Source organism: Pseudomonas sp. NPDC088429, from assembly GCF_044753305.1.
GTDB classification, from domain to species: Bacteria; Pseudomonadota; Gammaproteobacteria; order Pseudomonadales; family Pseudomonadaceae; genus Aquipseudomonas; species Aquipseudomonas rustica.
On record NZ_JBIVMX010000012.1, the window covers coordinates 72,486 to 98,907 of the forward strand.

The window sequence follows — 26,422 nt, forward strand, 5'->3', positions numbered from 1 at the left end:
AAAAGTTCAGGGGAGTTGTGCGTCCGCTCCTTGCTGTACTACAGCGTGTCGACGTGTTCACTTCATTTGATTCGTGCGTCGCTTCGGCTACTACGTCAGCGCAGTACTTGCGCCTGTTGCACTGTAGCTCACGCCCAGCCAAGGTCTGGATCAAATACGTTAGTGAATATTCCAGAGAGAAATATTGACCCAGATCGGTAGCCGGTCATTCAGGCAGAAACGAAAAAGCCGCTTGCACCCGAAGGTGCAAGCGGCCGAGGCATAAGCCCCAATAGATCAGTGTACGAACAGCGCAATCAGGATGATGATCGGGATCGGTACGCCGAGAAAAAACAGTAGAAGTGAGCGCATGGTGATGCTCCTTGTTTAACGGACTGGAGTGGTCGTGGTGTAGGTATCGACTTCAACGTACTCGACTGCATCGCGACGACGACCGCCAAAGGTGGCCGCGAGGCTGGCGAAGAAGGCACCGGCCAGCAGCGCGATGAACATCCACAGCGAAGTCCAGGCAGCGACTTTCGCAGCGGTGTCAGCCGCTTGTTGAGCTTTGACTTTGGCGTCGGCGATGGCTTTCTGAGTGCGGGCATAGACTTCATCTACGCGGCGCTCGGCATCAGCCTGCGACAAGTTAGTACGTTGAGCGACCAACTGCGCCAGGTAGGTACGATCCTCGGCACTCAGCTGACCGTTGGCCAAGCTTTGCGCAAAGATGCGGGCCACGGCGCCGTGGGCAGCGTCATCGCTGACCGAAGCCGGGCGATCATCACGGAACAGGCTGTCGATGAAGTAACCGTACTGGTTGCTGTCGGTGTTCGCCGCAGCGGTACCGGCCGCCTGGGTCATGGCACTGGCTGCACCGCCCGCCACGCTGGCACCGGCCTGCACACCGCCGCTGACAATGCTGCTGACCGAGCCGACCACTAATGTTGCGGTGACCAACGTTGCCACACACCAGGCGAGGAAACCGTGCGCGGTGTCGCGGAAGTACACCTCGTCACCGTGCATGTTCGCCCACTTGACGCGCAGACGCCCGGCCACATAACCGCCCATGCCGGAAGCGATAATCTGCGTCGCCGCCAGCCACACGATTGTTGAAATACCCAGGCCCTTGGCACTCACGCCCTCCCCGGCCCACGGTGAAACAGCGGAGAAACCCAGACCGAAACCGAGCAGTACAAGGATCAACGACAATGCCGCAGCCGCCGCCGCGCCAGCGAAGATCGCGCCCCAGGACACCCCTGAGACGTTGCTCGAATCTCCTTCAAAGGCAGGATAAAACCCATCAGAGGATCTATTCATTGTTGTTCTGCTCCAGGCATGAAAAATGGTGTTACAACTCGTTCGAGAGAGGAATTGCAGCGACCGTGCCAGATGCAGATATTTAATAAATCGTTTATTTTCAATCAGTTACAAAGAATGAACTTCCTAAGACCATGCAAATTGCAACAAGCTGTGAATTACAGCGGGTTTTATGCATTAGTCTGCATTGATCCGTAGCAAGCGAATCTGCGTTTCTGACAGCCCTTTCATGAAAGTTAATTTAAAGCGTCAGGCAAAAATCTTGGCAAAATGCTGCCATTCCGTTTCAACCGATCAGCAGGCCTGCCCATGACTCGCATTTTGACCATCGAAGACGACGCCGTGACCGCCCGGGAAATCGTTGCCGAACTGAGCAGCCATGGCCTCGACGTGGATTGGGTCGACAATGGCCGAGAAGGCCTGGACCGTGCCGTCAGCGGCAACTACGACCTGATCACCCTTGATCGCATGCTGCCCGAACTGGATGGCCTAGCCATCGTCACAACGCTGCGCACCATGGGCGTGTCGACACCGATTCTGATGATCAGCGCCCTCTCCGATGTCGATGAACGCGTGCGCGGTTTGCGCGCCGGTGGTGATGACTACCTGACCAAACCGTTCGCCACCGATGAGATGGCCGCGCGGGTTGAAGTGCTGTTGCGCCGCCAAAGCAGCGCCGATACGCCACCGACCACGTTGCAAGTCGCCGACCTTGAGCTCGATTTGATCAGCCACGAAGCACGCCGCGCCGAACAAGTGCTGACGCTGCTGCCGACCGAATATAAATTGCTCGAGTTTCTGATGCGCAACAGCGGCCAGATCCTCTCGCGGATGATGATTTTCGAGGAAGTCTGGGGTTATCACTTCGACCCGGGCACCAACCTGATTGACGTGCACATCGGCCGCTTGCGCAAGAAAATCGACGCGGTGGGCAATGTTCCACTGATCCGCACGGTACGGGGCTCCGGTTATGTCATTGCCGAACCCGTCTGACGGCTGGCGCTCTTCCAGCAGCCGCTTGCTGGCGCTGTACAGTTCGTTGTTCGTGGCCTGGAGCGCGATCCTCATGGGGGTCATGTACTTCGAGGTGTCCAGCTACCTCGATAACCTCGCCAAGCATTCGCTGATGCAACGTCAGCATCTGTTTTCGCACTTTCGCGGCGAACAATTGGAAGACGCCCTCGCCGCGAGCATGACTTTCGACATTCGCGGCATTGATGCTTACGGTTTGTTCGATGTCGAAGGCCGCTACCTTGGCGGCGCCCTGCAACAAATCCCCGAAGGTCTGCCGCTGGACGGCAAGATTCACATGCTCGCCGACTGCGCGGGCTCCGATGATCCGACCCTGCCCAACGACAGTTGCGACGCCGTCGCCACGCAGACCCGTGACGGCCGCTGGCTGGTACTGCTGCGTGACAACGGTTCGCTGTTCGCGGTGACGCGGATCATTCTGCATGCGTTGTTCTGGGGGGTGTCATTCACGATTCTGCCGGGGATTGCCGGTTGGCATTTGCTGCGGCGCCGACCTTTGCGGCGGATCAGAGCGATTCAGGACAGCGCTCAGGCGATCGTCGCGGGCGACTTGACCCATCGCCTGCCACTGTCCAATCGCCGCGATGAACTGGACATGCTCGCCGCCATCGTCAATGCCATGCTTGAACGCATCGAGCGTTTGATGAACGAGGTCAAGGGGGTTTGCGACAACATCGCCCATGACTTGCGCACGCCGTTGACCCGCTTGCGCGCGCAGTTGTATCGCATGCAGCAACAGGCGGGTGAAGGCTCGCAGGAAGCAGCGCAACTGGATTTGGTACTGGCCGAAGCGGATACGCTGATGGCGCGGTTTCGTGGTTTGTTGCGGATTTCCGAACTGGAAGATCGCCAGCGCCGCTCCGGTTTTGTCGAGCTGGATCCGGTGCAATTGCTGCAGGAGTTGCATGAGTTTTATCTGCCGCTGGCTGAAGAAGATAAACTGCATTTCGAACTGAACATGCCGGAAACATTGCCACCCTTGAACGGCGACCGGGCGCTGCTGTTTGAAGCGCTGGCGAATCTGCTGAGCAACTCGATCAAATTCACCCCGGCGGGCGGTACCGTGGTTTTGCGCGGTGTGAATGACGCAGGGCATACGCGCATCGAAGTGCACGATTCGGGGCCGGGGATTGCCGAGTCAGAGCGTGAGGCGGTGTTCCAGCGCTTCTATCGCACCGAGGGTGGGCAGCCGCAGAGCGGGTTCGGATTGGGGCTTTCGATCGTTGCGGCGATTGTCAGCTTGCACGGCTTCAACCTTGAAGTCGGCACCAGCGACCTCGGCGGCGCGAAACTGGTGCTCGACTGCCGGCAGAGCCTGATCACCCATTCTTGAAGTTCATGTGGAATGCAATCCCTGTGGGAGTGAGCCTGCTCGCGAAAGCGGTGTGTCAGGCAACAAATGTATCGTCTGATCCACCGCTTTCGCGAGCAAGCTCGGCTCCTACAGGGTTCTTAGTCGCACAAAAAATCCCGTGCACACCACAAATCAGTGCAGGAGCTGAGCTTGCTCGCGATGGCGGTGTGTCAGGCAACAAATGTGTCTACTGATCCTCCGCATTCGCGAGCAGGCTCACTCCTACAGGGATCTCGGCTGTACACAAAATCCGGGGCGCAACTGCGATCAATGTGGGAGCGGGCTTGCTCGCGAAGGCGGTGTGTCAGGCAACAAATGTGTCTACTGATCCACCGCCTTCGCGAGCAAGCCCGCTACCACAGGTTTTTATGGTGGATGATCAGGTTGGGTAGTTGGCCCGCAGGGCTTCGAGGCCGCCTTGGTAGATGCCGGTGAACAGCGCCACCACTTCTTCATCGCTCACGCCTTTGGCGGTGAAGCGCCCTGACCACGTGACCCGTGCGCCCTGCCCCTGAGCTTCAACCTTGATCGTCGCCAGATAATCCGTTGCCGGAAAAGGTGCCTGTTCGATCGAGTAGCTGTAGGTCTTGGCGGCGTTATCGAACGCTTGCAGGCGTTCGATCACCACGGCGCCGTCAGCGGTTTGCAAGGTGCGAACACGGCCGCCGTCGCTCAGTTCACTCTTGGGAATGAACGGCAGCCAGTCCGGCAGCGTGTTGAAGCCGCCGATCAATTGCCAGACCTGATCGGCCGAGGCCGGGATGTCGATATGTGCAGATGCAGATGCCATGGATAAACGTCTCTCTCAAGAATTCAAATAGTCAGGCTGTCGACCACGCCGCCATCGACGCGCAACGCAGCGCCCGTGGTAGCCGAGGACAGCGGCGAAGCAATGTAAGTCACCAGGTGCGCGACTTCTTCAACATCGGCGACACGCTGGATGATCGAGGTCGGGCGAGCCTTGAGCACAAAGGCGTCGGCTTCATCGCGCAAGTTGCGGCCAGACTCGGCGGCGGCATCCTTGAGCATGTCTTGCAGGCCATCGGTGAACGTCGGCCCCGGCAAAATCGCGTTTACCGTCACACCAGTGCCTGCCAAGCGCTTGGCCAAACCGTGGGACACCGCGAGGTTGGCGCTTTTCGTCACGCCATAATTGATCATGTCGGCCGGCGTCGCCACCCCGGATTCCGAGGACAGAAAGATCACCCGCCCCCAGCCCTGCTCGACCATCGCCGGCACGTAATGCCGCGCCAGGCGCACACCGGAAATCACGTTGACCTCATAGAAACGCGTCCACTCGCTGTCCGGCGCTTCGAAGAAATCGACGGCGTCGAAGATGCCAAGGTTATTCACCAGAATGTCCGCGCGCGGTTCGGCGGCGAACAGTGTCTGCGCGCCCTCCGCCGTGCCGAGGTCGGCCGCCAGACCGCGTAATTGCGCGCCCGGCACTTTTTCGCGAATGCTCGCCAGCGCCTGCTCGACCTTGCCGTTGTCGCGGCCGATCACCACCACCGTGGCGCCGGCTTCCGCCAGCGACTGGCTGATGCCCAGACCGATCCCAGCAGTGCTGCCGCTGACGATGGCCAGTTTTCCACTCAGATCAATCTTCATGCTTTCACCTCATCGATGGGTAATGGTGCACGTTCAGAAACCAGTTTTGCCTCACGCATGGCCTGCCAGAACCCGGCAGGAATCACCGCCGACAACGCCGCGACATCTTCAACGATGCGGCCCGGTTTGCTCGCGCCGGGAATCACCGCAGCAACGGCAGGATTGGCCAACGAAAATTGCAGCGCGGCAGCTTTCACATCAACGTTGTAAGCGGCGGCGATGCGTTTGATCTGTTCAACTTTAGCGATCACTTCCGGGCTGGCCTTCTGGTATTCGAAGTGCGAACCACCGGCCAGAATGCCCGAGCTGTAAGGGCCGCCGACGACGATTTCAACGTTCTGCGCCAGCGCCGAGTCCATCAAACGTTGCAACGGACGTTCGTGATCGAGCAGCGTGTAGCGCCCGGCCAGCAGGAAGCCATCAGGCTGCGCTTCGGTCAGATCGAGGGTCAACTCGCACGGTTCGACTTTGTTCACGCCCAGACCCCAGCCCTTGATCACGCCTTCTTCGCGCAAACGGGTCAGCACTTTGAACGCGCCAGTACGGGCCTGATTGAAGTATTCCAGCCATTGATCGCCGTAAAAGTCCTGAGCGATGTCGTGTACCCAGACGATGTCGAGGCGATCGGTTTGCAGGCGTTTGAGGCTGTCTTCGATCGAGCGCAGGGTCGCGTCGGCGCTGTAGTCATTGACGATTTTGTTCGGGCGACCGTGTTCGAACACGCCGCTTTTTTCGCCGAGATCGCGGGCTGCAGCGTCTTCGACTTCATCAAGAATCACCCGGCCAACCTTGCTGCTCAGCACATAGTCGTCGCGCTTGTATTGCTTCAAGGCTTCGCCGAGGCGAATTTCCGACAGGCCCGAGCCGTAAAACGGTGCGGTGTCGAAGTAACGCACGCCGGCATCCCACGCAGCATGCACAGTGGCCTGCGCTTCTGCTTCAGAAATGGCGCGGAACATGTTGCCCAGTGGCGCGGTGCCGAAGCCCAGTTGGCCGGGCAGTTTGTCTTTCAAGCTCATCGGATTGTCCTCATTCGTTGGTGGTCTGCGTGACCGTTGAGCAGATCCTAGATTGCGACACCGAGACCGTCCAAGACATAATGCGCAGTACTTGAGTCCCTATAGGTCTTACATGATCGACATCCGCCAATTGCGCTACTTCGTCGCCGTCGCCGAGGAAGAACACGTCGGCCGCGCCGCCGAACGGCTGCATATTTCCCAGTCGCCACTGAGCCGGCAGATCGCTCAGCTTGAAGAGCGCCTCGGTCTGACGCTGTTCGAACGCAGCCAGCAGCGCATTCGCCTGACCCGCGATGGCCAGACCTTTCTCGCCGAAACACGCGCACTGCTCACGCACGCCAATCGCCTCGAATCCCTCGGTAAGCGCTTGGGTCGTGGCGAAGAAGGCGGTTTGTGCATCGGCTATATCGAGAACGCCATGCACGCCGGGGTTCTGCCCAATGCCCTGCGTGTGTTGCGGGTCGATCGGCCGAATGTCCACGTCGCGCTGTACAACCTGAGTTCCGCCGAGCAACTCGAAGGCCTGCGTCAGCGTAGCCTTGATATTGCATTGGTGAGTGAGCCGCCGACCGATGACGACCCGGATCTGCTGGGTTTTCAGGTGCTGGATGACCCGATGCTGCTGGCGCTGCCGGAACAGCACCCGCTGGCGCAGCAGGCGGTGTTGAGTCCGCAGGATCTGGCGGATCAGGAATGGATCGGCGTGCAGCCACGGCAGGACGCGAGTGATGAGTTTGTCAGCGCCTGCATCCGCGCAGGGTTTACGCCGGATGTGCGCATGCAGGCGACTGAGCCATTTACCGCGCTGGGGCTGGTGGCATCGGGGCTGGGAATTGCGATGATTCAGAAAGGCCTGAGCCATAACGCACCGCCCGGAGTGGTGCTGCGTGAGGTGCCGTGGCTGGCGTTTACTACGCCGTTGTGGGCGGCGTGGCACCGGATCAATTTGCGGCCGTTGGTGGAAACCTTCCGCAAAGTCCTCACCGCCGAACAACCGATCCCTTGTGGGAGCGAGCCTGCTCGCGAAAGCGGTCTGCCAGTTACCGGCAATATTGACTGAACCACCGCATTCGCGAGCAGGCTCGCTCCCACAGGGGTTGGTGGCGTACGCAAATTCTGTGTGCACCGCCAATTACTGTAGGAGCTGCCGAAGGCTGCGATCTTTTGATCCTGTTCTTCTAAAAACAAGATCAAAAGATCGCAGCCTTCGGCAGCTCCTACGGGGATCTACACTGCAAGAGTGTGTATGCCGCCGTGAGAACGCCATGAGAATGTCAGCGCAAATGACCGTGGTCGCCGTGCTCGCCACCCTCGCCTATCTGGGCCTGGCGGTGTGGGGCATTGGTGGCGTGGGGATGTTCTTTTCCCACGGCTCGCTGGTGGTGGTCGCGCTGGCCACTGTGGCGATGGTGATCGCGTCGATGTTTACCGAGGTCAACCTGAGTTCCGGCGAACGCGAGGATCGCGCCAATCGCTGGGTGCTTCCGGCGTTTGGCGTGATTGGTTTGCTCAGCGGGTTTCTACCCGCGTACTGCGATCGGCTGAATTTCTGGACGTTTGGCGGCGAAGGTGTGCGCTGGCTTGGCGCGTTGTTGTTCATCATTGGCGGGGCGTTGCGCTTGTGGCCGGTGTTTGTGTTGGGCCACCGGTTCAGTGGGTTGGTGGCGATTCAGCCGGGGCATCGGTTGGTGACCGATGGGATTTATCAACACCTGCGCAACCCGAGTTATCTGGGGTTGGTGGTGAATGCGCTGGGATGGGCGTTGGCGTTTCGTTCAACTGTCGGGTTGCTGCTGGCGGCGCTGACGTTGATCCCGTTGATTGCGCGTATTCATTCAGAAGAGGCGCTGCTGCGCGGGCAGTTTGGCGCCGAGTATGACGCCTACTGCGCCCGGAGCCGGCGCTTGTTACCGGGTGTCTACTAACGCCGCACCCCCTGTAGGAGCTGCCGAAGGCTGCGATCTTTTGATCTTGGTCTTTTAAAAAAACAAGATCAAAAGATCGCAGCCTTCGGCAGCTCCTACAGGGGGACAGCTTCAGGCAGGCTGTAGGTGCAGGCCGTCGTTGTCGATTTGGAGGCGGATCGCATCGTAACTGGCCAGTGTCGCGTGCTCGGTTTCAAGCGGATGCTGATGCGTCGTGGTAATGATCACCAGCGACGCGCCCGCCGCTTCAGCGGCTTGAATCCCAACGGTTGCATCCTCAAAAATCAGACACTCCGCCGGCTCCAGCCCCAAACGTTTAGCCGCCAGCAAGTAACCCGCCGGATCCGGCTTCCCCGCCTTCACATCCTCAGCCGTAATCATCACCGCCGGCTCGGGAATCCCCGCCGCCGCCATCCGCCGCAATGCCAGATCGCGTGGAGCCGACGTCACCATGGCCCAACGATCCTTTGGCAATTGATTGAGAAACGCCGCCGCCCCCGGAATCTCGACAATGCCTTCAACATCCCCGATCTCCGCTGCGGTAATAAACGCCGCTTGTGCCTCCGCGTCCAAGCCCGGCAGGTTCAGGCGATTGATCGTGTCGATCGCCCGTGCGCCATGAATGGTCGGCAGAAACGCCTCGACATCGACGCCATGGCGCACGGCCCAGGCAGACCAGATCCGCTCGGCGGCGGCGATGGAGTTGAGGACGGTGCCGTCCATGTCGAACAGGAACGCGCCGAACGCGCGGTCGAAAAGATCATTGTGAGCAGACAAAGGGTCGCATCCTCTGGCAAGGGGCCGGGCAAATTTGCCCGGCAATGTAGCACTTGTCAGTGCAGACGCGGAGCCTTGGACTTGAAGGCACTCTCGACGCAATCGAGCAACTGGCCGATCGCCCAGGGTTTCTTGATGAACGCGACCGAGTGCTTGACCCCAGACGTCTCCGGCGTTTCATAACCGGACATGACCATCACCGGTTTGTCCGGCCAGCGATCGCCGACCAGGTTGGCCAGATCGGCGCCGTTGAGGGTGCCGGGCATGGTGATGTCGGTCAGCAATAGATTCACTTCCGGCGCGTGCTCGTCCAGATATAATTTGGCTGCGTCGGCGCTGCTATGCGGCTCGACCTTGAAACCTTCCTCCTGAAGAATTTCGCAAAGAAACTCCAGAATCAACGGATCATCCTCAACTACCAGAATCAACCCGCCAGGAAGGTGCGCGTCCGCCGTTGGTGATGGGCACATGAAACTGCACTCCCTGAATAGCATTAACGATTTAGCGGCTTGAATCCGCTGCTTATCTGGTATGAGCAGCGCGTTCTGTAGAAATTCATTTTTGATACAGGAGTTTTCTAAATGGTCGGATTGGCAATCCTGAGACAAACGTTCGAAGTGGCGTAATTGTGGTTAAAATGCCGGCCCATTTGCTTGCCGACCGTGACCGATGAACCCTGAAGCCCTCGCCACCCTCCACGCCCATTTGCTGCCGGCACTCGCCAGCGCACCGGGCGAAACCCGTCGCTTGTTTCATGGGCGCGGGCGTTGCTGGCCGGGGCTGGAACAGGTCACGGTGGACTGGCTGCAAGGCGTGGTGCTGGTGTCGCTGTTCAAGGAACCGGCGCCGGAGCAACTGCAAGATCTCAAGCGCGTATTGCTCAACATCACTTCTTCGGCCGAATGGCAGCAGTCCAAAGCGCACACGTTGCTGATCCAGCACCGTTATCTGCCGCAGAGCACCGCCGAATGGCTGTTGGGCGATGAGATCGAGGAAATGACCATCGTCGAGGGCGGTCTGCAATACCGCGTCGACCTGGGCCGCAAGCAGAACGCCGGGCTGTTTCTCGACATGCGTTACGGGCGCAACTGGGTGCGCGAACAGTCCGACGGCAAGCGCGTGCTGAACCTGTTCGCCTACACCTGCGGTTTCTCCGTGGCGGCCATCGAGGGTGGCGCCAGCCATGTGGTCAATCTGGACATGTCCCGCGCCGCGCTCAGCCGTGGTCGAGACAATCACCGTTTGAATGGCCATGACACCGGCAAAGTCAGCTTCCTCGGCCACGACCTGTTCAAGTCCTGGGGCAAGGTGATCAACAGCGGCCCTTACGATCTGGTGATCATCGACCCGCCGTCGTTTCAGAAAGGCAGTTTTTTGCTGACCAAGGATTATCAGCGCGTGTTGCGGCGTCTGCCGGAGTTGCTGACGGCGGACGGCACGGTGCTGGCCTGCATGAATGATCCGGCGTTTGGTTCGGACTTTTTGATTGATGGCGTGACGCAGGAGGCGCCGAGTTTGCGCTTTGAACAGCGGCTGGAGAACCCGCCGGAATTTCCCGACATCGATCCCGAAAGCGGCCTGAAAGCCCTCGTCTTCAAACGCACTTCCTGACACAACCCAAATCCCTGTAGGAGCTGCCGAAGGCTGCGATCTTTAGATCCTGATCTCTTAAAAACATGATCAAAAAATCGCAGCCTTCGGCAGCTCCTACAGGGGGGTGGAGAGTCAGTTCGGGCGCAGCACCAGGGCGAATAGCTCACCATGTCCGGTGACATTGAGCTTTTGATAGAGATTGCGCCGATGCACTTTCACCGTTTCCGGCGATATGCCCATCTGCTGGGCGATCGCCTTGCTGGAGAAACCCTGCAAGATCAGCCGCGCCGTGTCGTTTTCACGCACCGTCAGCCGCGCATCAAAACGATCCAGCAACGTCGCCAGATCGCCGACCAGCACTTCAGCAACCGCCCCTTGCGGCGGCAATAGCTGCACATGCCGGCGCATCGCCGCCAGCACCCAGTCGCGCACACACAGCAACCGGCCCTGCTCGGCCATTTCGAACGGCGTCGAACGTCCCATCGATAAGCCCAAAACGCTGCCATCGACGTTAATCATGAACTGCAGTTCATCCGCGCCCACCACCGAGCGGAAGTAGCTCTGGTAGTACTCGCTCTGCAAAAACTGGTCAGGCGCCACCGACGCCAGGCTGTGCAAGCCATCAGCGAGCCCCGCCGAAGCGGCCTGATAAAACGGATCGAGCAGGTACATGCCGGCGGTGTAATCGGCGAGGTTTTCCTGCTCCTCGACAGCGCCCTTGCTGTCGATATCAATCAGCAATTGCGGCGCCTGGCCCGCCTTCATCACCGCGACCAAGGCGTTATCCATCGGCACCAGCAGGCGCAAGGTATCGACCAGCGCCCGCCAGAATCCGTCCTGCCCGACACAGGTGAAGACCCGCGCCAGACTTTGATGCACAGGCAATTCCTGCAACAACGCGTCCACGCTCTACCCCTTTTGTGTAACCCATGATGGGAATGGGTCAGGCGCGATCGGATCGATAGGCTGACCGCACTTGATCAACACCGGCCGCAGCGGCCAGAAGTGCCGAATCATGCGGGGTCATCGGAGGGATATCAACCGGTGACCACTGATCAGCAAGACCAACGCATTTCCTGTAGGAGCTGCCGCAGGCTGCGATCTTTTGACGTTGTTTTTGCAGATCAAAAGATCGCAGCCTGCGGCAGCTCCTACAGAGATCGCGACACATGTAAGATTTTTATGGAGAGACAGAAATCAATGAAACCTCGTGCCCGTGACCTCAACATCCGCATTGGCCAGATGCAGCCCGGCCCGCTCAATGCGATCACCGACGTGCCCGGTGTGCGTGTCGGCCACAGCAACGTGCGCGGTAAAAGCACGGCCGGTCGTGACATTTTCACTGGCGTCACCCTGATCGAACCGCGTCAGGGTTCGACCAACCAGCAACCGTGTTTCGCTGGCGTGCATGTGCTCAATGGCAACGGTGACGCCAGCGGTCTTGAGTGGATTCGCGAGGCGGGCTTGTTGACCAGTCCGATCGCCTTCACCAATACCCACAGCCTCGGCGTGGTGCGCGATGCGCTGATTGTGCTGGATCGTCAGCAGCAACCGGACGATGGCCGTCTCTACTGGAACATGCCGGTGGTGCTGGAGACTTACGACGGGTTGCTCAATGACATCAACGGCTTCCACGTCAAACCTGAACATGTCGCCGAAGCCCTGCACAACGCGGTCGACGGCCCGGTTGAGGAAGGCGCGGTCGGCGGAGGCAGCGGCATGATCTGCCATGAATTCAAGGGCGGCATCGGCACTTCGTCGCGGCGATTGAGCGCTACGCAGGGCGGCTGGACAGTGGGCGCGATCGTCCAGGCCAACTATGGCATTCGCAATCAGTTACGGGTTGACGGCTACCCGGTCGGGCGCTACATGGAACAGAAGGATTCACCGTTTTTGCGCGCCGCATTGCCGCACCCTGGCATGGGTTCGATCGTGGTTTGCCTGGCCACCGATGCGCCGTTGTTGCCGCATCAGTGCACACGCCTGGCGCAACGGGCGAGCGTCGGTCTGGCGCGCACCGGTGGCGGCAATGAAGATCAAAGCGGCGACATCTTTATCGCCTTCGCCACGGGTAATGATCACGTGCCGCCGGCGGCCTATGAAAGCAAAGGTGCGCCGACGTGTGACGGCTTGCGGATGGTCAATAACGATCACATCAGCGAGCTGTTTCTGGCCGCCACCGAGGCGGTTGAGGAAGCGATCATCAATGCCTTGCTGGCCAGCGAGAGCACTGAAGGCAATGGCCATTCGGTTCAGGGGCTGGATGCACAAACCTTGCTCGCCGCCCTCGAAAAGGCAGGCTGGCCCGGCTCGCGATAACCCCACAAATCCCTGTAGGAGCTGCCGAAGGCTGCGATCTTTTGATGTTGTTTTTCAAGATCAAAAGATCGCAGCCTTCGGCAGCTCCTACAGGGGTTATGTGAACATCTGATAACCGAGTTTCCGGGCCACTTGGAGTTGCGCCTGCGGCTCGCGCAATTCTGACTCCGGCAGCAACGTCGAGCTCAGCACCGTCGCCCCGCTGTAATCGAAAATCCCGTGTTCAATCTGCGCCTTCATCGCCGCACCGTAACCGTGACGTTCATAGGTGCGTTCGTCCGCCCCGGCGAGTTGTACAAGGTGCACGCGCAAACGCTGCAGCAACTTCACATGCTTCAAGTCACCCGCAAAATCGAACGCCCAGCCATTGCTGAACACCCGATCAATCCAGCCCTTGAGCAGCGCCGGCATCGACCACCAGTAAACCGGGTAAACCAGCACCAACGCATCGGCGCGATCAATGCGTGCCTGTTCCGCCAGCACATCCTCCGGCGGCGAGGCCTCGCGATGATGCACGGCAAAATCCGCTGCGCCGAAACGCGGTTCGAAGCCTTCAGCGTAGAGATCGGCGATCTCGAAGGTGTTGGCCGGATCGGCTTCGGTCAGGCCGGCAGCAATTTGTGTGGCAACGCTGTGGGTCAGTGAGCGCGGATCGTGATGAGCAACAACAATCAATGCGTGCATGGCAATTCTCCGGTTGGTGAGGCAGACCAAGGCTTATATACTCTTGGTAAGTTACGAAGCTTAAGTTACCTTTGGTATATAAACCATGTCAACTGATCAACTGACCAAACAGAATTCCCCCGCGCAACCGCGCAAACGCCTTTCCCGTGAGGATCGCCTGCGCCAGTTGCTTGATGTCGCCTGGCAGATCATCCGCGCCGAGGGCACCGATGCGCTGACCCTCGGCTATCTCGCCGAAAAGGCCGGCGTGACCAAACCCGTGGTCTACGACCATTTCGTCACCCGCGCAGGGTTACTCGCGGCGCTGTACCGCGATTTCGATGCACGCCAGACCGTGGTGATGGACGCCGCGATCGCCGAATGCGAGCCGACACTCGTCGGCACCGCCTCAGTGATTGCCAAGGCGTATGTCGATTGTGTGATGTTTCAGGGAACGGAAATTCCGGGGATCATCGCCGCGCTGGCGAGCACCCCGGAACTGGAGAAAATCAAGCGGGAGTACGAGGCGATCTTCCTCGAAAAGTGCCGCCGCGACCTGGCGCCCTACGCTAATGGTGGACTGATTACCGCAGCCGCTTTGCGTGCAATGCTCGGCGCCGCCGAAGCGCTGTCGCACGCTGCCGCCAACGGTGAAATCAGCGCCGAGGACGCGATCAACGAGTTGTTCGCAACCATCATCGCAATGGTCGAACGCGCCACTGTCAGGCTCTAGTGCAGGGTCAGTCGCTGACGGACAAATTCTTCCGTGTGGCGAGTGGTTTGATCCAGATGGCGATCGCGCTGCTTCTCGGCATCGAGCATCGCGCGCTTGCTGTTTTTCTGTAGCAGATACGTGTGAATCTGCTGCACTTCCAGTGAGCGGTAAATCGGCGTGGTGTCGATGAAACCGCGCAAGCCGTTGCTGCGGTAATGCCGGGTGCTCATCAGCACTTGAGTTTCACGCGAGCCGATCACCTCAAAGCCCAGCGCTTCGAAATACGGGACTTTGCCGACCGTGCAGCCCAGCTCCGCATGCGGATAACGGCCGAGCATTTCACCGATCATCGCCCGCGCCACGCCTTGCCGCCGGTGCCCTTCGCGCACCGCCATGTAGGCGACGCTGCACGCTTCCCAGTCGCCCTGCACCGGCAGGTACAAAAGGAAACCGATCACCTGTTCCGGATCTTCATCGGCGGTCGCCACCAGCAACTCGACTTCGGTGCCCTTGTCGCCATTCAACGCTTCCAGATACAAATGCACCTCGTAGCCCACCGCGTACTGATACACGTTGTACAGCAGGTTGCTCGGGCCCAGGCCAACCGCGCTGATGTCGGTCAGGTAGTCGACGACCATTTGCAGAATCTGGCTGTTGACGCCCTCGGGGCATGGGGATTTGTAGTGGGTGATGCGAGGCATGGCAGCTGAACTCCGGCAGAAAACCGCGACATCATACCTTGTCCCTGCGCCAACCCCTGTAGGAGCTGCCGAAGGCTGCGATTTTTTGATCTTGTCTTTTAAAAACAGGATCAAAAGATCGCAGCCTTCGGCAGCTCCTACATTGGAAAATCGGGGAGGTATTACTGCTGCGGCGCCACCACTTTGATTTTGATCGCGATGTCCTTCGACACCACCGTGTCCGCCCACTCCCCCGCGCCGAGCCCAAACTCGTCGCGCTTGAGCAGCAGCTCACCGTCAAAAATGCCGATGGCGTTCTCCGGCTTCAATTCAACCGGCACCTGCACGTCGCGGGTAATGCCTTTGAGGGTGAGCTGGCCGGCAATCAGATAGCGGTTTTCGGCCACTTTCGTGAAATGGCTCGATTCGAATACCGCGACGGGGAATTTTTCCGTGTCAAACCACGCCGGTTTCACCAGTTCGGTGTTGGCGTCTTCGCTGCCGGCATCGATGCTGGTGAGGTCGATGTGCAGCGTGGCATGGGCATTGGCGAGATTGTCGGAATCGAAGCTCAGCGTCGCCTCGAACTTGCCGAACGTGCCGTACATCCGCGAGCCCATCTGGTTATAGGTGAAGCTGATCTGACTGGCGGTCGTGTTGACCCGGTTGTATTCAACCGCCTGCGCAATCGGCACGGCGCACAGGCAAAGCACGGCAGCGAGCAGCAATCGGATCGACATGGGATTCTCCGGGCAGCGCTTGCCGTCGAGGGCCTCGATTGACTTAAGCAAACATCCGCCGGTTACGCCACTTCGGGATCAGGGTTTGAAGTTCAAACCATCCGCTCGATCTTCTGATGCTTCCACACCAATTTGTAATACAGCGTCTGCAACACCAGCATCCCCAGATACGCCACCGGAAACGCCATCCACACACCCTGCAAACCGTACTGGCCATCAAGCCAGTACGCCGCCGGCAACTGCACGCCGACCACACAAATAATCGCAATGATCACCGGCACCAGCACCGTGCCGCTGGCGCGCATGATCCCGCCGATGATCGCCTGGAAGCCGAACACCAACAGGCTCCAGAGCATGATGTGCAGCAGATGCTCGGCCATCGCCCGGGTCGAGTCTTCGGTCAGGAACAAGCCAAGCAACCAGTGCGACAGCAGATAACCCAGCACAATCAACCCACCGGTCAGGCACACGTTGATCAGCAAACCCGTGCGCAGAATCGGCGCCATGCGCTCCAGACGCCCGGCACCAATCGCCTGTGCGCCCAGAATCGACGCAGTGATGGCAATCGATAACGCCGGAAACTGCACGTAGTTAACGATCTGCGTCACCGCGCCATACGCCGCCGTTGCCTGCGAACCGTGCTGATTCACCAGCGCCAGAATCACCAGTTCCGACAACGACAGGACAATCATCTGCACGCCGGTCGGCAGGCCGATACGCAGCACCTTGCCGAGGATTGCACCGTTAAGCCGCAGCGCTGCAAAAAACTCTCGATCCGGCGCCAGCGGATGGCCCTTGCGGATCAAGCGCCACGCCAGCCACGCCATCGCCGCGAGGTTACCGGCGAGGCCCGCGTACGCCGCACTTTGAATGCCCAGTTGCGGCAGGCCAAACCAGCCGCGAATCAACGCCGGAGTCAGCGCCAGGCCTACACTGGTCGAGACGATCAGCGCCAGCAGTGGCGACAGTGTGTCGCTCACCCCGCGCAGCAATTGCGTGAACAGCACAAACACCAGCATCGACGGCAGAATCCACATCATCACGTGCGCGTAGGCCACCGCATCGTCCAGCACATCCGCCGGCGTGCCCAATCCGGTCAACGCCTGCCGCGCGAACACACTGCCGAGCACCGCCGCGATCAAACCAATCAGCACACCCAGCAACAACGTTGCGCCGGCGATGGCTTTAACCATGTGCGGCTCGCGCGCGCCCCACGCCTGACCGATCAACACGCCCGCGCCCGCACCAAGGCCGATGACCAGCGCGATAAAGAAGAAGATGATCGGAAACATCCCCGACACCGCCGCCAGCGCCTGAGTGCCGAGCATCTGGCCGATGTAAATGCTGTTCACCGTGCCCGACATCGACTGCAGAAAATTCGACAACACCATCGGGGCGAGGAACAACAAATACGTTTGCCAGAGGGGTTTGGTGACGGCTGGGGTTTGCATGGGGCAGGAGGTCCATCTCGACGGCAGGAAGGCTTAAGGAGGATAGCTTCGATGAGTTGTCGGCGGGGCGCAATTAACATTTAAGCTTCGTGTTTAATTTCGCCCTGAAGCGATGCCGGAGTCTGTGGTAAACAACACTCCACCCATTGTTCGTGATTGAGATTTTGCTCATGCCGCACGTTACAAATCTGCTGACCAGCGCCCTCCTCGCTCTCCTCGCCGGCAGCGCTTGCGCCGCCACGCCCAGCGCTGCTCCCGAAGCCTTGAAGCCATTGTTGATGACGTTGAACGAGCGCCTGAACATCGGCGATCTGGTAGCGCTGACCAAGTGGGACAGCGGCAAGCCGATTCAGGACAGCGCGCGTGAAGCGCAGGTGATTGCCAATGCGCGCACGCTGGCCGCCGAGCGCAAACTTGATGCTGAAGACGTGGCGCAATTGATTGCTGCGCAAATGGAGGCCAATAAACTGGTGCAGTACGGTTTGCTCGCACAATGGCAAGCGGCGGGTGTGGCGCCGGACACTGCACGCCCGGATCTGGGCAAGCAGATTCGGCCGCGACTGGATGAGCTGCAGAGCCGATTGTTGCAGCAGTACGCTGATTTCGCGCCTTACCGTCGGGATCCGAATTGTTCGAGCTGGCTGGCGGAAGCGCGCAAGGGGTTGGCGCGGGATGCGCTGCATGAGTTGGCGTTGATGCGGGGCACCGGTGAATTGTGTGTGCGGGCGGCGAGGTAATAAAGTCAAAAGATCGCAACCTGCGGCAGCTCCTACAAGGGTCAGCGACGTGTCTGACAAATCCTGGCGCAAGTGACGACTGGCGGTCGGTCGATCATTGCGCATACCATCCGGCCACAACTTCAAAACAGAATCCGCTCGCCCATGCTCAAAGCCAGTCTGCGTAGCCATCTCACTCTTTGGTTTGCCGGTTTATCCCTGCTGACGCTGCTGAGCGTGGGTTTCTACGTCGGTCATATCGCCACCGAGCAGATGAAACAGGCCAGTGGCAATGCGCTGCTGAGCACCGCGCGCTCGGCGGCGGCATTGCTTGGCGAACAGTTGCGCGAGCGGCAACTTGAGGTTTATTTGCTCAGTCGAGCGCCGCATCTGGAGCGCGGCGATCTGGACAACCCGGCGATTCTCAAGTCGATGCAGTTGCGCACCCAGGCTCGCGCCGAATATGCGTGGATGGGCGTGGCCGATGCCGACGGTCTCGTGCATCAGGCCGTAAACGGTTTGCTGGTCGGTCAATCGGTGCAACAACGGCCGTGGTTCCAGGCTGGTCTGCGCAATGAGTACACCGGTGATCCGCACGAAGCCGTGTTACTCGCCAAATTGCTGCCGGGATTGCCGAATGGCGAACCGTTGCGCTTCATTGACTTCGCCGCGCCGATTCACAACGCCGAGGGCCAAGTGATTGGTGTGCTGGGGGCTCACGCACACTGGAGCTGGGTGACGCGGATTGTCGAATCGGCAGCGGTGTCGCACAAGGATTCGGCGCCGGATCTCGAAGCGCTGATCATCGATCATGACGGTAAAGTGCTGTACCCGGAGGCGTTGATGGGCCAACAGGTCGCGGCCAACGATCCGAACTCGCCGGGCTGGACGGTCGGCAACGGCTATCTGACCAGTCGCGTGACCGTGCCGACACCGTCGAGCACTGCATTGTCGTGGTCGATTGCTGTGCGCCAACCGCTGGACACTGCCCTGCAACCGGCTCGCCTGCTGCTCTACAAACTGTTGCTGTTGGGCGTGTTCGCGGCAATCGGTTGTGGCTTGGTGGCGTACTACCTGGCGCTGTACCTCAGCCGCCCGATTGAACAACTCGCTCGCTCGGCCAAACGCGTACAGAACAATCAGCCCGGCGCACACTTCCCGCTGCAACATCCGGTGCAGGAGATTGCCCAACTCGGCCAGTCGATCGATGCGATGACGCAATCACTGCTCGGCAAAGAACGTCAGTTGCAGGACGCCAATGCCTCGCTGGAAGCCACCGTCGCGCAGCGCACGGCGGCCCTCACCCAAGCCAACGCCGAACTGCTCAGTCTGGCGACTCACGACTCCCTGACCGGCGTTTTCAACCGTCGTCGCTTCGACGAAAAGCTTACCGAGTACAACCTGCTGTTCCGCCGTACCGGCCGCCCGTTTGCCTTGCTGCTGATCGACGCCGATCATTTCAAACGGATCAACGACACCTACGGCCACGCCATCGGTGATGACGTGCTGGTGCAACTGGCGCAACTGATTCGCGAGAGCACCCGCAGCACCGATTTCGTGGCGCGCTATGGTGGTGAAGAGTTCGCGGTGTTGTTGCCGGAAGTCGCGCAACCGGATACCCCTGAAGTGGTCGCCGAGAAAATCCGCACAGCCATCGCCAACGCGCATTTCCCTCATGTCGGCAACATGACCGTCAGCATCGGCATCGGCCTGGCGGATCCGGCTGACAACAGCCAGACCCTGCTGATCAAACGCGCTGACCAACAGCTGTACCGGGCAAAAGCCGCCGGGCGTAATCAGATCGCCTGATCAGCCCTGCTTCACTTCACAGATCCCGTTGGCCTTGTTCTTCCCGGTGTACGACACCCCCGGTGAACCATCGGGATTGATGCTCAGCGAAATGGTCACGCTCGCGCCTTTGGCCTCGAAATAGTTGTCGTTGAATTTCTTCAGCTTGGCTTCCTTGCCATTGATATAGATCGGCCCGCCCTCATCGGCGTGAACTTCGATCTTGCCCGGGCAAGTGGCATTGAGCATCGGGATGGCAGCGTGGGCCACTGATGCGATGAGCAACAAAGGTGCTCCCAGCAACAAAGATTTCATGGAAAGCTCCTTGGTTTCGGCGACATGCCGCGCTGTCAGCAATAACTCAAAATCGCCCATCCCACCAGTGTCACCGTTGTCGCGGGGGGTCAGGTATTGGTTTTCAACTTCGTCCACAACCGCGTCGTCAGCCGCGCAATCGCTGCCGGCAGTTCTTCGACGGTGAACAATTTGTCCATCACTTCTTTTGGCGGATAAATCGCCGGATCGCCGATCACGTCCTGATTGAGAAACTCATTGGCCGCCGCATTCGGATTGGCGTAATGGATGCTGTTGCTGATGTTGGCAATTACCTTCGGTTCGAGCAGGTAGTTCATGTAGGCGTAGCCGTTCTTTTCATGCGGCGCGCTTTTCGGCATGACCATCATGTCGAACCACAACGTCGTGCCTTCGGTCGGGATCGAATAGGCGATGTCGATGCCGTTTTTGGCTTCCTTGGCGCTCGCCGCCGCTTGAACAATGTCACCGTTGAAACCGATCACCGCGCAGACGTTGCCGTTGGCCAGGTCGCTGATGTATTTCGAGGCGTGGAAATACTGAATGTACGGGCGGATTTTCAGCAAGGCCTGCTCGGCTTGTTTGTAGTCGGCCGGTTCGTGGCTGTGCGGCGGCAAGCCGAGGTAGTTGAGGGTGATTGGCAGCACCTGTGTCGGGTTGTCGATGATCGCCACACCGCACTGGCTCAGTTTCTTGATGTTCTCTTCGTCGAAAAACATCTTCCACGAGCGGGTGATGTCGGTGTTGCCGAAGATCGCTTTGATTTTTTCGACGTTGTAGCCAATGCCGGCCGTGCCCCACATGTACGGGTAGCCGTACTGATTACCCGGATCGTTGACTTCGAGTTTCTTCATCAGCACCGGGTCGAGGTTTTTCCAGTTCGGCAGTTGCGACTTGTCGAGTTTCTGGATCGCCCCGGCCTTGATCAGGCGCGAGAGAAAGTGGTTCGACGGGCTGACCACGTCATAACCGGTGTTGCCGGTCATCAACTTCGACTCCAGCACTTCGTTGCTGTCGTGGATGTCGTAAGTGGTCTTGATGCCGCTGGTCTGGGTGAAATTGGCCAGCGTGTCCGGGGCGATGTAGCTGTTCCAGTTGGAAATATTGACGGTTTCGTCGGCACAAGCGGCCGCCGACGTTGCAGCGAGGGCGATCGCCAGGGTGAGCGTATTGATGCGCATGTTCTATCACCTGAAAGGAAGTGGCTTTTGTTCTTCTGCGGTACGCGGATTTTCAGATTTCTGTTCTGGCCCTGACCGCCTCCACGCGCATGCGAAGCATGGCACCGATGTCGAAGAAAGGACGCGGCGGCAACCAGCCGGGTTCGGCGCGTTGCATCACCGATTGCAGCAGTGGCGAGTCAACGCCCGAGGCCAGTTCTGCCAGGAGTCGGCCCCACAAGGTTCCGCGCGCAACGCCGGAACCGTTGCAACCCGCCACGGCGTACACGCCCTCTTCCACCCGGTCGAAATACGCCTGACCGCTGCGGGTAGCGCTCAAGTGGCCGGTCCAGGTGAATTGAATGTCGCGCTCGTCGAGGAAGGGAAAACGCCGCTGCAATCCAAGTACATGATGCTGGCGACGTTGCGCGAGTGCGCCGTTGGACAGGTCGCGCGTGCGGTATTCGGCGGTGTTGCGGATCATCACGCGGCGATCCGGGGTCAGGCGCACGGTGGCGCCGAGCGGCCGGGTCGAGAGCACGCCCCACGGCTCGACCGCGCCAATCGCCTGAAACTCGTGATCGGTCAGCGGCCGCGTCAGGCTGGCGCTGAGTTCCATGGGGAATGTGCCGCTGTCGTTGATGCCGACCCGAGGAATAAACGCGTTCAGACACACCAGCACTTTCTTCGCTTCCACGCTGCCGTTAGCCGCGTTGGCGCGCAGCCCGCCCTGACTCAGACGCTCGACACTGGCGATGTCGGTGTCCTCATACACGGTGATGTTGCCCGGCAGTGCGTTGAGCAAACCTTTCACATACTTGGCCGGTTGCAGCAGCGCATTGCCATGGCCACACCAGATCGCGGCGGCGTAGTGACGGGTGCCGAGTTTTTGCGCCAGTTGTTCGCCCTGCAGAAATTCCGCCCGAGCGCCGAGCGCGCGCAACGTCGCCAGTTTGGCCTCGACATGATCAAGCTTGGCCGCGTCATTGACCGCAAAGTAATAACCGCTGTCGCGAAAGTCGCACTCGATCGCGTGCTGGCCGATGCGCTGACGGACTTCTTCGCTGGCCGCCCGGGAAATCATCGTGTCGGTTTCGAACCCGGCAAATCCGGCGGTGCCGATCAATTCGCTGTGCGCCGGGTGTTCGTGAGCAACGACAAACCCCGAGTTACGCGCTGAAGCGCCTTGCGCCGCGCGCTGCCGGTCGACCACGACGATGCGCGCCTGCGGGTGCATGTCGGCGAGCGTGTGTGCAGCGCTGAGCCCGGTAATGCCGGCGCCAATCACCAGCCAATCGGCCTTCTGCGCGCCGCTCAGGCGACCGCGCTCCGGCGAATGGCCAGCCTGCGCGATCCAGCCGCATATGTTTTCCATGCATCACCTCATAAGACTGTCGTTCAACGGCTTGCCTCTGTGTAAAGTGCATGCGTGAATCGCATGGACACCTTGAGAAGATCGCCGCCAGAGCTAGAATCTATAAGGTCTTCGTCAGACCGACCAACGTTATAAAATCATCGAGCCATTCTGAAATCGCATGGATAAAATTCGCCACGTACCGTCCCTTCAGGCCATGCAGGCACTGGTCGAAGTCGCCGATTGCGGCAGCTTCACCTTGGCGGCGCAGAAGCTGTGCCTGACCCAAAGCGCAGTCAGTCGGCAAGTTCAGCAATTGGAGGGTCACTTCAATGTCGCGCTGTTTATCCGCACCAGCCGCAGCCTGCGCCTCACCGCAGAAGGCGAGCAGGTGCTGGCCAGCGCGCGCAGCATTCTCGAACAACTGAAAAATCTCGAAGAGCGCCTCGCCCCACAGGAGCGGCCATTCCGCATCCGCATGCACGTGTCACTGGCGGTGCGCTGGCTGCTGCCCAAACTCAGCGACTTTTACCTCAGCCATCCCGAGGTTTCCTTGGCGATTGAGACGGTCGCCACCGAAGTGGTTGAGCCGGCCAGCGACAGCGACGCGTACATTTTGTATCTGCCGCAAGCGACCAGCGACCCGGCGTATCTGACGCTGTTTGAAGAAACGCTGGTGCCGGTGTGCGCGCCCAATCTGCCGGGCGCACCACGATCAGTGGACGAGTTGCAGCGTTTTGCCTTGCTGCATCGCTCGGCTGATCGTCAGGCGTGGTTCGAATGGCTGGCGGCGAATAACGGCAAACCGCTGGAGGATTACCGGCACATCCCGTTCAATCTTGATGAGTTGGCACTGGATGCGGCGGCGCGCGGGTTGGGCGTGGCGGTCACGGACATGACGCTGGCGGCGGAGTCGCTGGAGCGCGGCGTGCTGGTGGTGCCGTTCGGCCCACCGCTGAAAACCGGCGGCATTTATTCGCTGTGCTTGCAGCCGTCAGCGGCGACGCACCCGGCGTGTGCATCGGTGATGCAATGGTTCACCAAACAAACCCTCAACCCCCAATCCCCGTAGGAGCTGCCGAAGGCTGCGATCTTTTGATCTTGCCCTTAAAAACCAGATCAAAAGATCGCAGCCTTCGGCAGCTCCTACGGGTGTTCCGAGAAGGTTTGAAGGTAGGCGAGCAGGTTGTCGAGTTTCTCTTCATCGCTCAGGCCCCAGAAAATCATCCGCGTGCCCGGCACCACGCCTTTCGGGTCTTTGAGATACGCCCTCAACGTGTCGGCATCCCAGGTCACGCCGGAGTTTTTCATCGCGTCGGAATAGACGTAATTGGCTGAAGTACCGGCAGGCCGACCGACGATGCCGTTGAGTTCCGGGCCGAAACCGGGGCGGGCCGACTCACCGACCTGATGGCAACCACCGCACAAACGCGGGAAGATTTTTGCCCCCGCTTCAGGGTCGCCGGCGGCTTGGGCGGATGAGCAGGTGGCGATCAGGCTCAAGGCCAGAGACAGTAAGGTAGTGGTTTTCATCGAACGATCCAAAAACAGGCGCTACACAATTGCGGCAAGCCTAACATTTTGTGCAAGGCAGTTTTTTACAGGTAAGCGCCGATGATCTTTCTGACGGTGATCAATGCCTGACGCAAAACGGCCATGTCCACCGAGCCCAGCGCCAGCCGAATCGCGTGCGGCACATGGGCGGACACCGCAAACGGTTCGGCCGTGGTGACGGAGATCTGATGCTGCTGTAGTTCCACGACGATCTGATCGGCGCGCACATCTTCCGGCAGTGGCAGCCATAAAAAGTATGAAGACGGATGGCCGATGCACGACAGCCCTTTGAGCAATTCCGCGGCCAATTTTTGCCGTGCCTTGGCGTCATTGCGCTTCTGTTCCTCAAGCTCAATGACGGTGCCATCGTCGAGCCAGCCGCAGGCAATCGCAGTCATCACGCCGGGCGTGTTCCAGGTCGTGGCGCGAATGACGCGTTCCAGCGCCGGCACCATCCCCACGGGCGCGGCGATGAATCCGACGCGCAAACCGGTGGCGATGTTTTTCGACAGTCCGGACACGTACACCGTGCGCTCGGGCGCCAGATCAATCAGCGGGCGCGGTGGGTTTTCCACCAGAAAGGCGTAGGCCGCATCCTCGAGGATTGTCAGATCATGCCGTCGGGCGATCGCCACCAGTTGCTCACGCTGCTCATGCGGCGCCACCCAACCCAACGGATTGTGCAACGTCGGCATGCTGTAAACGGCGCGCACCGAGCGCTGCCGACAAAGCTTGTCCAGTGCCTGCAAATCCGGGCCGTGCGCGGTCAGCGGGATCGCCACCACTTCCAGATGCAGCGCTTCGGCCAGCACTTTGAACCCGGAATAGGTCAACGCGTCAGCGGCAATCACATCACCCGGTTTGAGCAACGCCATCAGCGTCACCGCCAGCCCTTGCTGCGCACCGTTGGCGATCAGCACTTGCTCGGCCTCGACCTGCACGCCACGGCTTAGCAGATGTTGCGCGACCGACGCGCGCTCATGAGCGCGACCGGCGTGCGGCTGATAGCGCAGCAACGCTTCGAGATCGCCCGACAACGCCAACTGCCGCAGCGCCGTGCGCAACAGATCCGCCTGACCGGGCAACGACGGGTAGTTGAAATTGAGGTCGATCATGCCGACCGCGACATCCTTCTGATCGATGCCCTGCCCCGGTGACAACGAGGTTTCTCGCACAAAGGTGCCGCGCCCAGCCTCGCCACTGACCAGGCCCATTGCCTCCAGCTCAGCATAAACCCGTGAAGCGGTGACCAGCGCCAGCCCTTCGCTCGCCGCCAATTGCCGGTGCGTCGGCAGGCGCGTGCCCGGCGACAGGCGACCCGAGCGAATGTCATCGGCGTAAGTATCAACCAGCGTCTTGTATCGGGAGCGCGGCATGTCGGCTGTATCCATGACAATTCTTTGATTGTCCTGATTCTCAGCCATAGGATTGAAATGACGCAACCCCACTTTTGAGCGCGCCCCGATATGGAACGAACCTCGAATCTGACAAACCCGGCACTGGAAAAAACCAGCGGCTGGATCAACGGCTTTATTGGCGTGGTGATTTTCAGCGGTTCGCTGCCAGCCACGCGATTGGCGGTGCTGGAATTCGACCCGGTGTTTCTCACGGTATTGCGTGCCGCCATCGCTGGGGTATTGGCCGTGGCACTGCTGTGGCTGTTTCGCGAACGGCGCCCCACACGCGATCAGTGGCTGTCGTTGTTCATCGTGGCGATGGGCGTGGTGCTCGGATTTCCGCTGCTGACTGCGTTGGCATTGCAACACGTGACGTCAGCACATTCGATTGTCTTTGTAGGATTGCTGCCACTGGCGACAGCGATTTTCGGCGTGTTGCGCGGTGGTGAACGGCCGCGTCCGGTGTTCTGGATTTTCTCGGTATTCGGCAGTGCGCTGGTGGTGGGGTTTGCGATCTCTCAAGGCCTGACCGCTTCGCCAACCGGCGACTTGCTAATGTTGGCCGCCATCGTCGCCTGCGGTCTGGGCTACGCCGAAGGGGCGAAATTGTCGCGCAGCCTCGGCGGCTGGCAGGTGATTTGCTGGGCGCTGGTGCTGTCGCTGCCGCTGATGGCGGTGCTCAGTCTGTGGCTGGCGCCCGCCTCGTTCAGCACCATCAGCCTGTCGGCATGGCTGTGTCTGGGCTATGTGTCGCTGTTCAGCATGTTGATCGGTTTTGTGTTCTGGTATCGCGGCCTGGCGCAGGGCGGGATTGCGGCGGTGGGTCAGTTGCAGTTGTTGCAGCCGTTTTTTGGTTTGGCGCTGGCGGCGACGTTGCTGCATGAACACGTCAGCGTCGGCATGCTCGCGGTGACGTTGGGCGTCATTCTGTGTGTCGCCGGGGCGAAGAAGTTCGCCAAATAA

General features: G+C 59.7%; 27 protein-coding genes. 11 read left to right on the top strand and 16 right to left on the bottom strand.

What is annotated here, in order from left to right:
• Positions 1-366: 366 nt before the first annotated feature.
• Complete coding sequence (locus ACIP66_RS09540; protein WP_053121485.1) at positions 367-1,299, bottom strand: hypothetical protein; 933 nt, start codon at positions 1,297-1,299, stop codon at positions 367-369.
• A 309-nt stretch (positions 1,300-1,608) separates the two neighbouring features.
• Between ACIP66_RS09540 and ACIP66_RS09545 the strand changes: the two genes are divergently transcribed.
• Positions 1,609-2,292, top strand: a complete 684-nt coding sequence (locus ACIP66_RS09545) for a response regulator transcription factor (protein WP_212544654.1) — start codon at positions 1,609-1,611, stop codon at positions 2,290-2,292.
• Positions 2,270-3,664, top strand: coding sequence for a sensor histidine kinase (locus tag ACIP66_RS09550; protein ID WP_400647412.1), 1,395 nt, complete (start codon positions 2,270-2,272; stop codon positions 3,662-3,664). The genes ACIP66_RS09545 and ACIP66_RS09550 overlap by 23 nt, the downstream gene beginning before the upstream one ends.
• 400 nt (positions 3,665-4,064) lie before the next feature.
• On the opposite strand, the gene ACIP66_RS09555 is transcribed toward ACIP66_RS09550, so the two are convergent.
• The 3 genes from ACIP66_RS09555 to ACIP66_RS09565 are packed head-to-tail and all read right to left on the bottom strand — an operon-like array spanning position 4,065 to position 6,315.
• Complete coding sequence (locus tag ACIP66_RS09555) at positions 4,065-4,475, bottom strand: SRPBCC family protein (protein ID WP_159814704.1); 411 nt, start codon at positions 4,473-4,475, stop codon at positions 4,065-4,067.
• 23 nt (positions 4,476-4,498) lie between these two features.
• Complete coding sequence (locus ACIP66_RS09560) at positions 4,499-5,296, bottom strand: SDR family NAD(P)-dependent oxidoreductase (protein ID WP_053121494.1); 798 nt, start codon at positions 5,294-5,296, stop codon at positions 4,499-4,501.
• Positions 5,293-6,315 carry an aldo/keto reductase gene (locus ACIP66_RS09565; protein ID WP_400647415.1) on the bottom strand — a complete coding sequence of 341 codons (1,023 nt, stop codon included), beginning with the start codon at positions 6,313-6,315 and terminating at the stop codon, positions 5,293-5,295. Before ACIP66_RS09565 ends, ACIP66_RS09560 begins: the two co-directional genes overlap by 4 nt.
• Positions 6,316-6,427: 112 nt before the next feature.
• Here ACIP66_RS09565 and ACIP66_RS09570 point away from each other — a divergent pair, with 112 nt between their 5' ends.
• Both ACIP66_RS09570 and ACIP66_RS09575 read left to right on the top strand, forming a co-directional pair.
• Positions 6,428-7,375, top strand: a complete 948-nt coding sequence (locus ACIP66_RS09570; protein ID WP_400647418.1) for a LysR substrate-binding domain-containing protein — start codon at positions 6,428-6,430, stop codon at positions 7,373-7,375.
• A 205-nt stretch (positions 7,376-7,580) separates the two neighbouring features.
• The gene (locus ACIP66_RS09575) at positions 7,581-8,240 is read left to right on the top strand and encodes a methyltransferase family protein (protein WP_400647420.1); all 660 of its coding nucleotides are present in this window, start codon (positions 7,581-7,583) and stop codon (positions 8,238-8,240) included.
• Positions 8,241-8,351: 111 nt separating this feature from the next.
• Here the strand turns inward: ACIP66_RS09575 and ACIP66_RS09580 are convergent, their stop codons facing one another.
• Positions 8,352-9,017 carry an HAD family hydrolase gene (locus tag ACIP66_RS09580; protein WP_400647423.1) on the bottom strand — a complete coding sequence of 222 codons (666 nt, stop codon included), beginning with the start codon at positions 9,015-9,017 and terminating at the stop codon, positions 8,352-8,354.
• Positions 9,018-9,073: 56 nt separating this feature from the next.
• Positions 9,074-9,487 carry a response regulator gene (locus ACIP66_RS09585; RefSeq protein ID WP_053121513.1) on the bottom strand — a complete coding sequence of 138 codons (414 nt, stop codon included), beginning with the start codon at positions 9,485-9,487 and terminating at the stop codon, positions 9,074-9,076.
• 199 nt (positions 9,488-9,686) lie between these two features.
• On the opposite strand from ACIP66_RS09585, the gene ACIP66_RS09590 reads away from it, so the two are divergent.
• Entirely contained in the window at positions 9,687-10,628 is a 942-nt protein-coding gene (locus ACIP66_RS09590) for a class I SAM-dependent methyltransferase (protein WP_400647426.1), read from the top strand.
• Positions 10,629-10,742: 114 nt separating this feature from the next.
• Here ACIP66_RS09590 and ACIP66_RS09595 read toward each other — a convergent pair whose 3' ends face one another.
• Entirely contained in the window at positions 10,743-11,516 is a 774-nt protein-coding gene (locus ACIP66_RS09595; RefSeq protein WP_212544662.1) for a helix-turn-helix transcriptional regulator, read from the bottom strand.
• Positions 11,517-11,810: 294 nt separating this feature from the next.
• On the opposite strand from ACIP66_RS09595, the gene ACIP66_RS09600 reads away from it, so the two are divergent.
• Positions 11,811-12,929, top strand: coding sequence for a P1 family peptidase (locus tag ACIP66_RS09600; protein WP_400647429.1), 1,119 nt, complete (start codon positions 11,811-11,813; stop codon positions 12,927-12,929).
• A gap of 96 nt (positions 12,930-13,025) precedes the next feature.
• Here the strand turns inward: ACIP66_RS09600 and ACIP66_RS09605 are convergent, their stop codons facing one another.
• Positions 13,026-13,613: an NAD(P)H-dependent oxidoreductase gene (locus ACIP66_RS09605; protein ID WP_400647432.1), complete on the bottom strand. Its 588-nt coding sequence runs from the start codon at positions 13,611-13,613 to the stop codon at positions 13,026-13,028.
• Between the two features lie 85 nt (positions 13,614-13,698).
• Here ACIP66_RS09605 and ACIP66_RS09610 point away from each other — a divergent pair, with 85 nt between their 5' ends.
• The gene (locus tag ACIP66_RS09610) at positions 13,699-14,325 is read left to right on the top strand and encodes a TetR/AcrR family transcriptional regulator (protein ID WP_400647434.1); all 627 of its coding nucleotides are present in this window, start codon (positions 13,699-13,701) and stop codon (positions 14,323-14,325) included.
• On the opposite strand, the gene ACIP66_RS09615 is transcribed toward ACIP66_RS09610, so the two are convergent.
• The 3 genes from ACIP66_RS09615 to ACIP66_RS09625 all read right to left on the bottom strand — a co-directional run bounded on the left by ACIP66_RS09615 (position 14,322) and on the right by ACIP66_RS09625 (position 17,178).
• Entirely contained in the window at positions 14,322-15,008 is a 687-nt protein-coding gene (locus ACIP66_RS09615) for a GNAT family N-acetyltransferase (protein WP_053121525.1), read from the bottom strand. The two genes, ACIP66_RS09610 and ACIP66_RS09615, sit on opposite strands and share 4 nt — an antisense overlap.
• A 161-nt stretch (positions 15,009-15,169) precedes the next feature.
• On the bottom strand, positions 15,170-15,727 hold the full coding sequence (locus tag ACIP66_RS09620; protein ID WP_400647437.1) for a YceI family protein: 558 nt from the start codon (positions 15,725-15,727) through the stop codon (positions 15,170-15,172).
• Between the two features lie 92 nt (positions 15,728-15,819).
• On the bottom strand, positions 15,820-17,178 hold the full coding sequence (locus ACIP66_RS09625) for an MATE family efflux transporter (protein WP_053121529.1): 1,359 nt from the start codon (positions 17,176-17,178) through the stop codon (positions 15,820-15,822).
• A gap of 170 nt (positions 17,179-17,348) precedes the next feature.
• On the opposite strand from ACIP66_RS09625, the gene ACIP66_RS09630 reads away from it, so the two are divergent.
• Complete coding sequence (locus ACIP66_RS09630; protein WP_400647441.1) at positions 17,349-17,915, top strand: chorismate mutase; 567 nt, start codon at positions 17,349-17,351, stop codon at positions 17,913-17,915.
• Positions 17,916-18,059: 144 nt separating this feature from the next.
• Positions 18,060-19,703, top strand: coding sequence for a diguanylate cyclase (locus tag ACIP66_RS09635; RefSeq protein ID WP_400647444.1), 1,644 nt, complete (start codon positions 18,060-18,062; stop codon positions 19,701-19,703).
• Here the strand turns inward: ACIP66_RS09635 and ACIP66_RS09640 are convergent, their stop codons facing one another.
• From ACIP66_RS09640 to ACIP66_RS09650, 3 genes are all read right to left on the bottom strand, one after another.
• Positions 19,704-19,997: a hypothetical protein gene (locus ACIP66_RS09640; RefSeq protein ID WP_400647447.1), complete on the bottom strand. Its 294-nt coding sequence runs from the start codon at positions 19,995-19,997 to the stop codon at positions 19,704-19,706.
• An 89-nt stretch (positions 19,998-20,086) separates the two neighbouring features.
• On the bottom strand, positions 20,087-21,175 hold the full coding sequence (locus ACIP66_RS09645; RefSeq protein ID WP_400647449.1) for a polyamine ABC transporter substrate-binding protein: 1,089 nt from the start codon (positions 21,173-21,175) through the stop codon (positions 20,087-20,089).
• 52 nt (positions 21,176-21,227) lie between these two features.
• Entirely contained in the window at positions 21,228-22,529 is a 1,302-nt protein-coding gene (locus tag ACIP66_RS09650; RefSeq protein WP_212544671.1) for an FAD-binding oxidoreductase, read from the bottom strand.
• A 160-nt stretch (positions 22,530-22,689) separates the two neighbouring features.
• Between ACIP66_RS09650 and ACIP66_RS09655 the strand changes: the two genes are divergently transcribed.
• A complete protein-coding gene (locus tag ACIP66_RS09655; protein ID WP_400647451.1) occupies positions 22,690-23,580 on the top strand; it encodes a LysR family transcriptional regulator in 891 nt (296 codons plus the stop codon).
• Positions 23,581-23,654: 74 nt separating this feature from the next.
• Here the strand turns inward: ACIP66_RS09655 and ACIP66_RS09660 are convergent, their stop codons facing one another.
• Both ACIP66_RS09660 and ACIP66_RS09665 read right to left on the bottom strand, forming a co-directional pair.
• The gene (locus tag ACIP66_RS09660) at positions 23,655-24,041 is read right to left on the bottom strand and encodes a c-type cytochrome (RefSeq protein ID WP_400647454.1); all 387 of its coding nucleotides are present in this window, start codon (positions 24,039-24,041) and stop codon (positions 23,655-23,657) included.
• A 65-nt stretch (positions 24,042-24,106) separates the two neighbouring features.
• Complete coding sequence (locus tag ACIP66_RS09665; RefSeq protein WP_400647457.1) at positions 24,107-25,438, bottom strand: PLP-dependent aminotransferase family protein; 1,332 nt, start codon at positions 25,436-25,438, stop codon at positions 24,107-24,109.
• Positions 25,439-25,528: 90 nt separating this feature from the next.
• Between ACIP66_RS09665 and ACIP66_RS09670 the strand changes: the two genes are divergently transcribed.
• A complete protein-coding gene (locus ACIP66_RS09670) occupies positions 25,529-26,422 on the top strand; it encodes a DMT family transporter (protein ID WP_400647460.1) in 894 nt (297 codons plus the stop codon).

Excerpts from the sequence above, each read along its gene's own strand:
- ACIP66_RS09540 (WP_053121485.1), bottom strand. The coding sequence starts at position 1,299 with ATGAATAGATCCTCTGATGGGTTTTATCCTGCCTTTGAAGGAGATTCG.
- ACIP66_RS09545 (WP_212544654.1), top strand. The coding sequence starts at position 1,609 with ATGACTCGCATTTTGACCATCGAAGACGACGCCGTGACCGCCCGGGAA.
- ACIP66_RS09550 (WP_400647412.1), top strand. The coding sequence starts at position 2,270 with ATGTCATTGCCGAACCCGTCTGACGGCTGGCGCTCTTCCAGCAGCCGC.
- ACIP66_RS09555 (WP_159814704.1), bottom strand. The coding sequence starts at position 4,475 with ATGGCATCTGCATCTGCACATATCGACATCCCGGCCTCGGCCGATCAG.
- ACIP66_RS09560 (WP_053121494.1), bottom strand. The coding sequence starts at position 5,296 with ATGAAGATTGATCTGAGTGGAAAACTGGCCATCGTCAGCGGCAGCACT.
- ACIP66_RS09565 (WP_400647415.1), bottom strand. The coding sequence starts at position 6,315 with ATGAGCTTGAAAGACAAACTGCCCGGCCAACTGGGCTTCGGCACCGCG.
- ACIP66_RS09570 (WP_400647418.1), top strand. The coding sequence starts at position 6,428 with ATGATCGACATCCGCCAATTGCGCTACTTCGTCGCCGTCGCCGAGGAA.
- ACIP66_RS09575 (WP_400647420.1), top strand. The coding sequence starts at position 7,581 with ATGAGAATGTCAGCGCAAATGACCGTGGTCGCCGTGCTCGCCACCCTC.
- ACIP66_RS09585 (WP_053121513.1), bottom strand. The coding sequence starts at position 9,487 with ATGTGCCCATCACCAACGGCGGACGCGCACCTTCCTGGCGGGTTGATT.
- ACIP66_RS09590 (WP_400647426.1), top strand. The coding sequence starts at position 9,687 with ATGAACCCTGAAGCCCTCGCCACCCTCCACGCCCATTTGCTGCCGGCA.
- ACIP66_RS09600 (WP_400647429.1), top strand. The coding sequence starts at position 11,811 with ATGAAACCTCGTGCCCGTGACCTCAACATCCGCATTGGCCAGATGCAG.
- ACIP66_RS09605 (WP_400647432.1), bottom strand. The coding sequence starts at position 13,613 with ATGCACGCATTGATTGTTGTTGCTCATCACGATCCGCGCTCACTGACC.
- ACIP66_RS09610 (WP_400647434.1), top strand. The coding sequence starts at position 13,699 with ATGTCAACTGATCAACTGACCAAACAGAATTCCCCCGCGCAACCGCGC.
- ACIP66_RS09615 (WP_053121525.1), bottom strand. The coding sequence starts at position 15,008 with ATGCCTCGCATCACCCACTACAAATCCCCATGCCCCGAGGGCGTCAAC.
- ACIP66_RS09620 (WP_400647437.1), bottom strand. The coding sequence starts at position 15,727 with ATGTCGATCCGATTGCTGCTCGCTGCCGTGCTTTGCCTGTGCGCCGTG.
- ACIP66_RS09625 (WP_053121529.1), bottom strand. The coding sequence starts at position 17,178 with ATGCAAACCCCAGCCGTCACCAAACCCCTCTGGCAAACGTATTTGTTG.
- ACIP66_RS09630 (WP_400647441.1), top strand. The coding sequence starts at position 17,349 with ATGCCGCACGTTACAAATCTGCTGACCAGCGCCCTCCTCGCTCTCCTC.
- ACIP66_RS09635 (WP_400647444.1), top strand. The coding sequence starts at position 18,060 with ATGCTCAAAGCCAGTCTGCGTAGCCATCTCACTCTTTGGTTTGCCGGT.
- ACIP66_RS09640 (WP_400647447.1), bottom strand. The coding sequence starts at position 19,997 with ATGAAATCTTTGTTGCTGGGAGCACCTTTGTTGCTCATCGCATCAGTG.
- ACIP66_RS09645 (WP_400647449.1), bottom strand. The coding sequence starts at position 21,175 with ATGCGCATCAATACGCTCACCCTGGCGATCGCCCTCGCTGCAACGTCG.
- ACIP66_RS09650 (WP_212544671.1), bottom strand. The coding sequence starts at position 22,529 with ATGGAAAACATATGCGGCTGGATCGCGCAGGCTGGCCATTCGCCGGAG.
- ACIP66_RS09655 (WP_400647451.1), top strand. The coding sequence starts at position 22,690 with ATGGATAAAATTCGCCACGTACCGTCCCTTCAGGCCATGCAGGCACTG.
- ACIP66_RS09660 (WP_400647454.1), bottom strand. The coding sequence starts at position 24,041 with ATGAAAACCACTACCTTACTGTCTCTGGCCTTGAGCCTGATCGCCACC.
- ACIP66_RS09665 (WP_400647457.1), bottom strand. The coding sequence starts at position 25,438 with ATGCCGCGCTCCCGATACAAGACGCTGGTTGATACTTACGCCGATGAC.
- ACIP66_RS09670 (WP_400647460.1), top strand. The coding sequence starts at position 25,529 with ATGGAACGAACCTCGAATCTGACAAACCCGGCACTGGAAAAAACCAGC.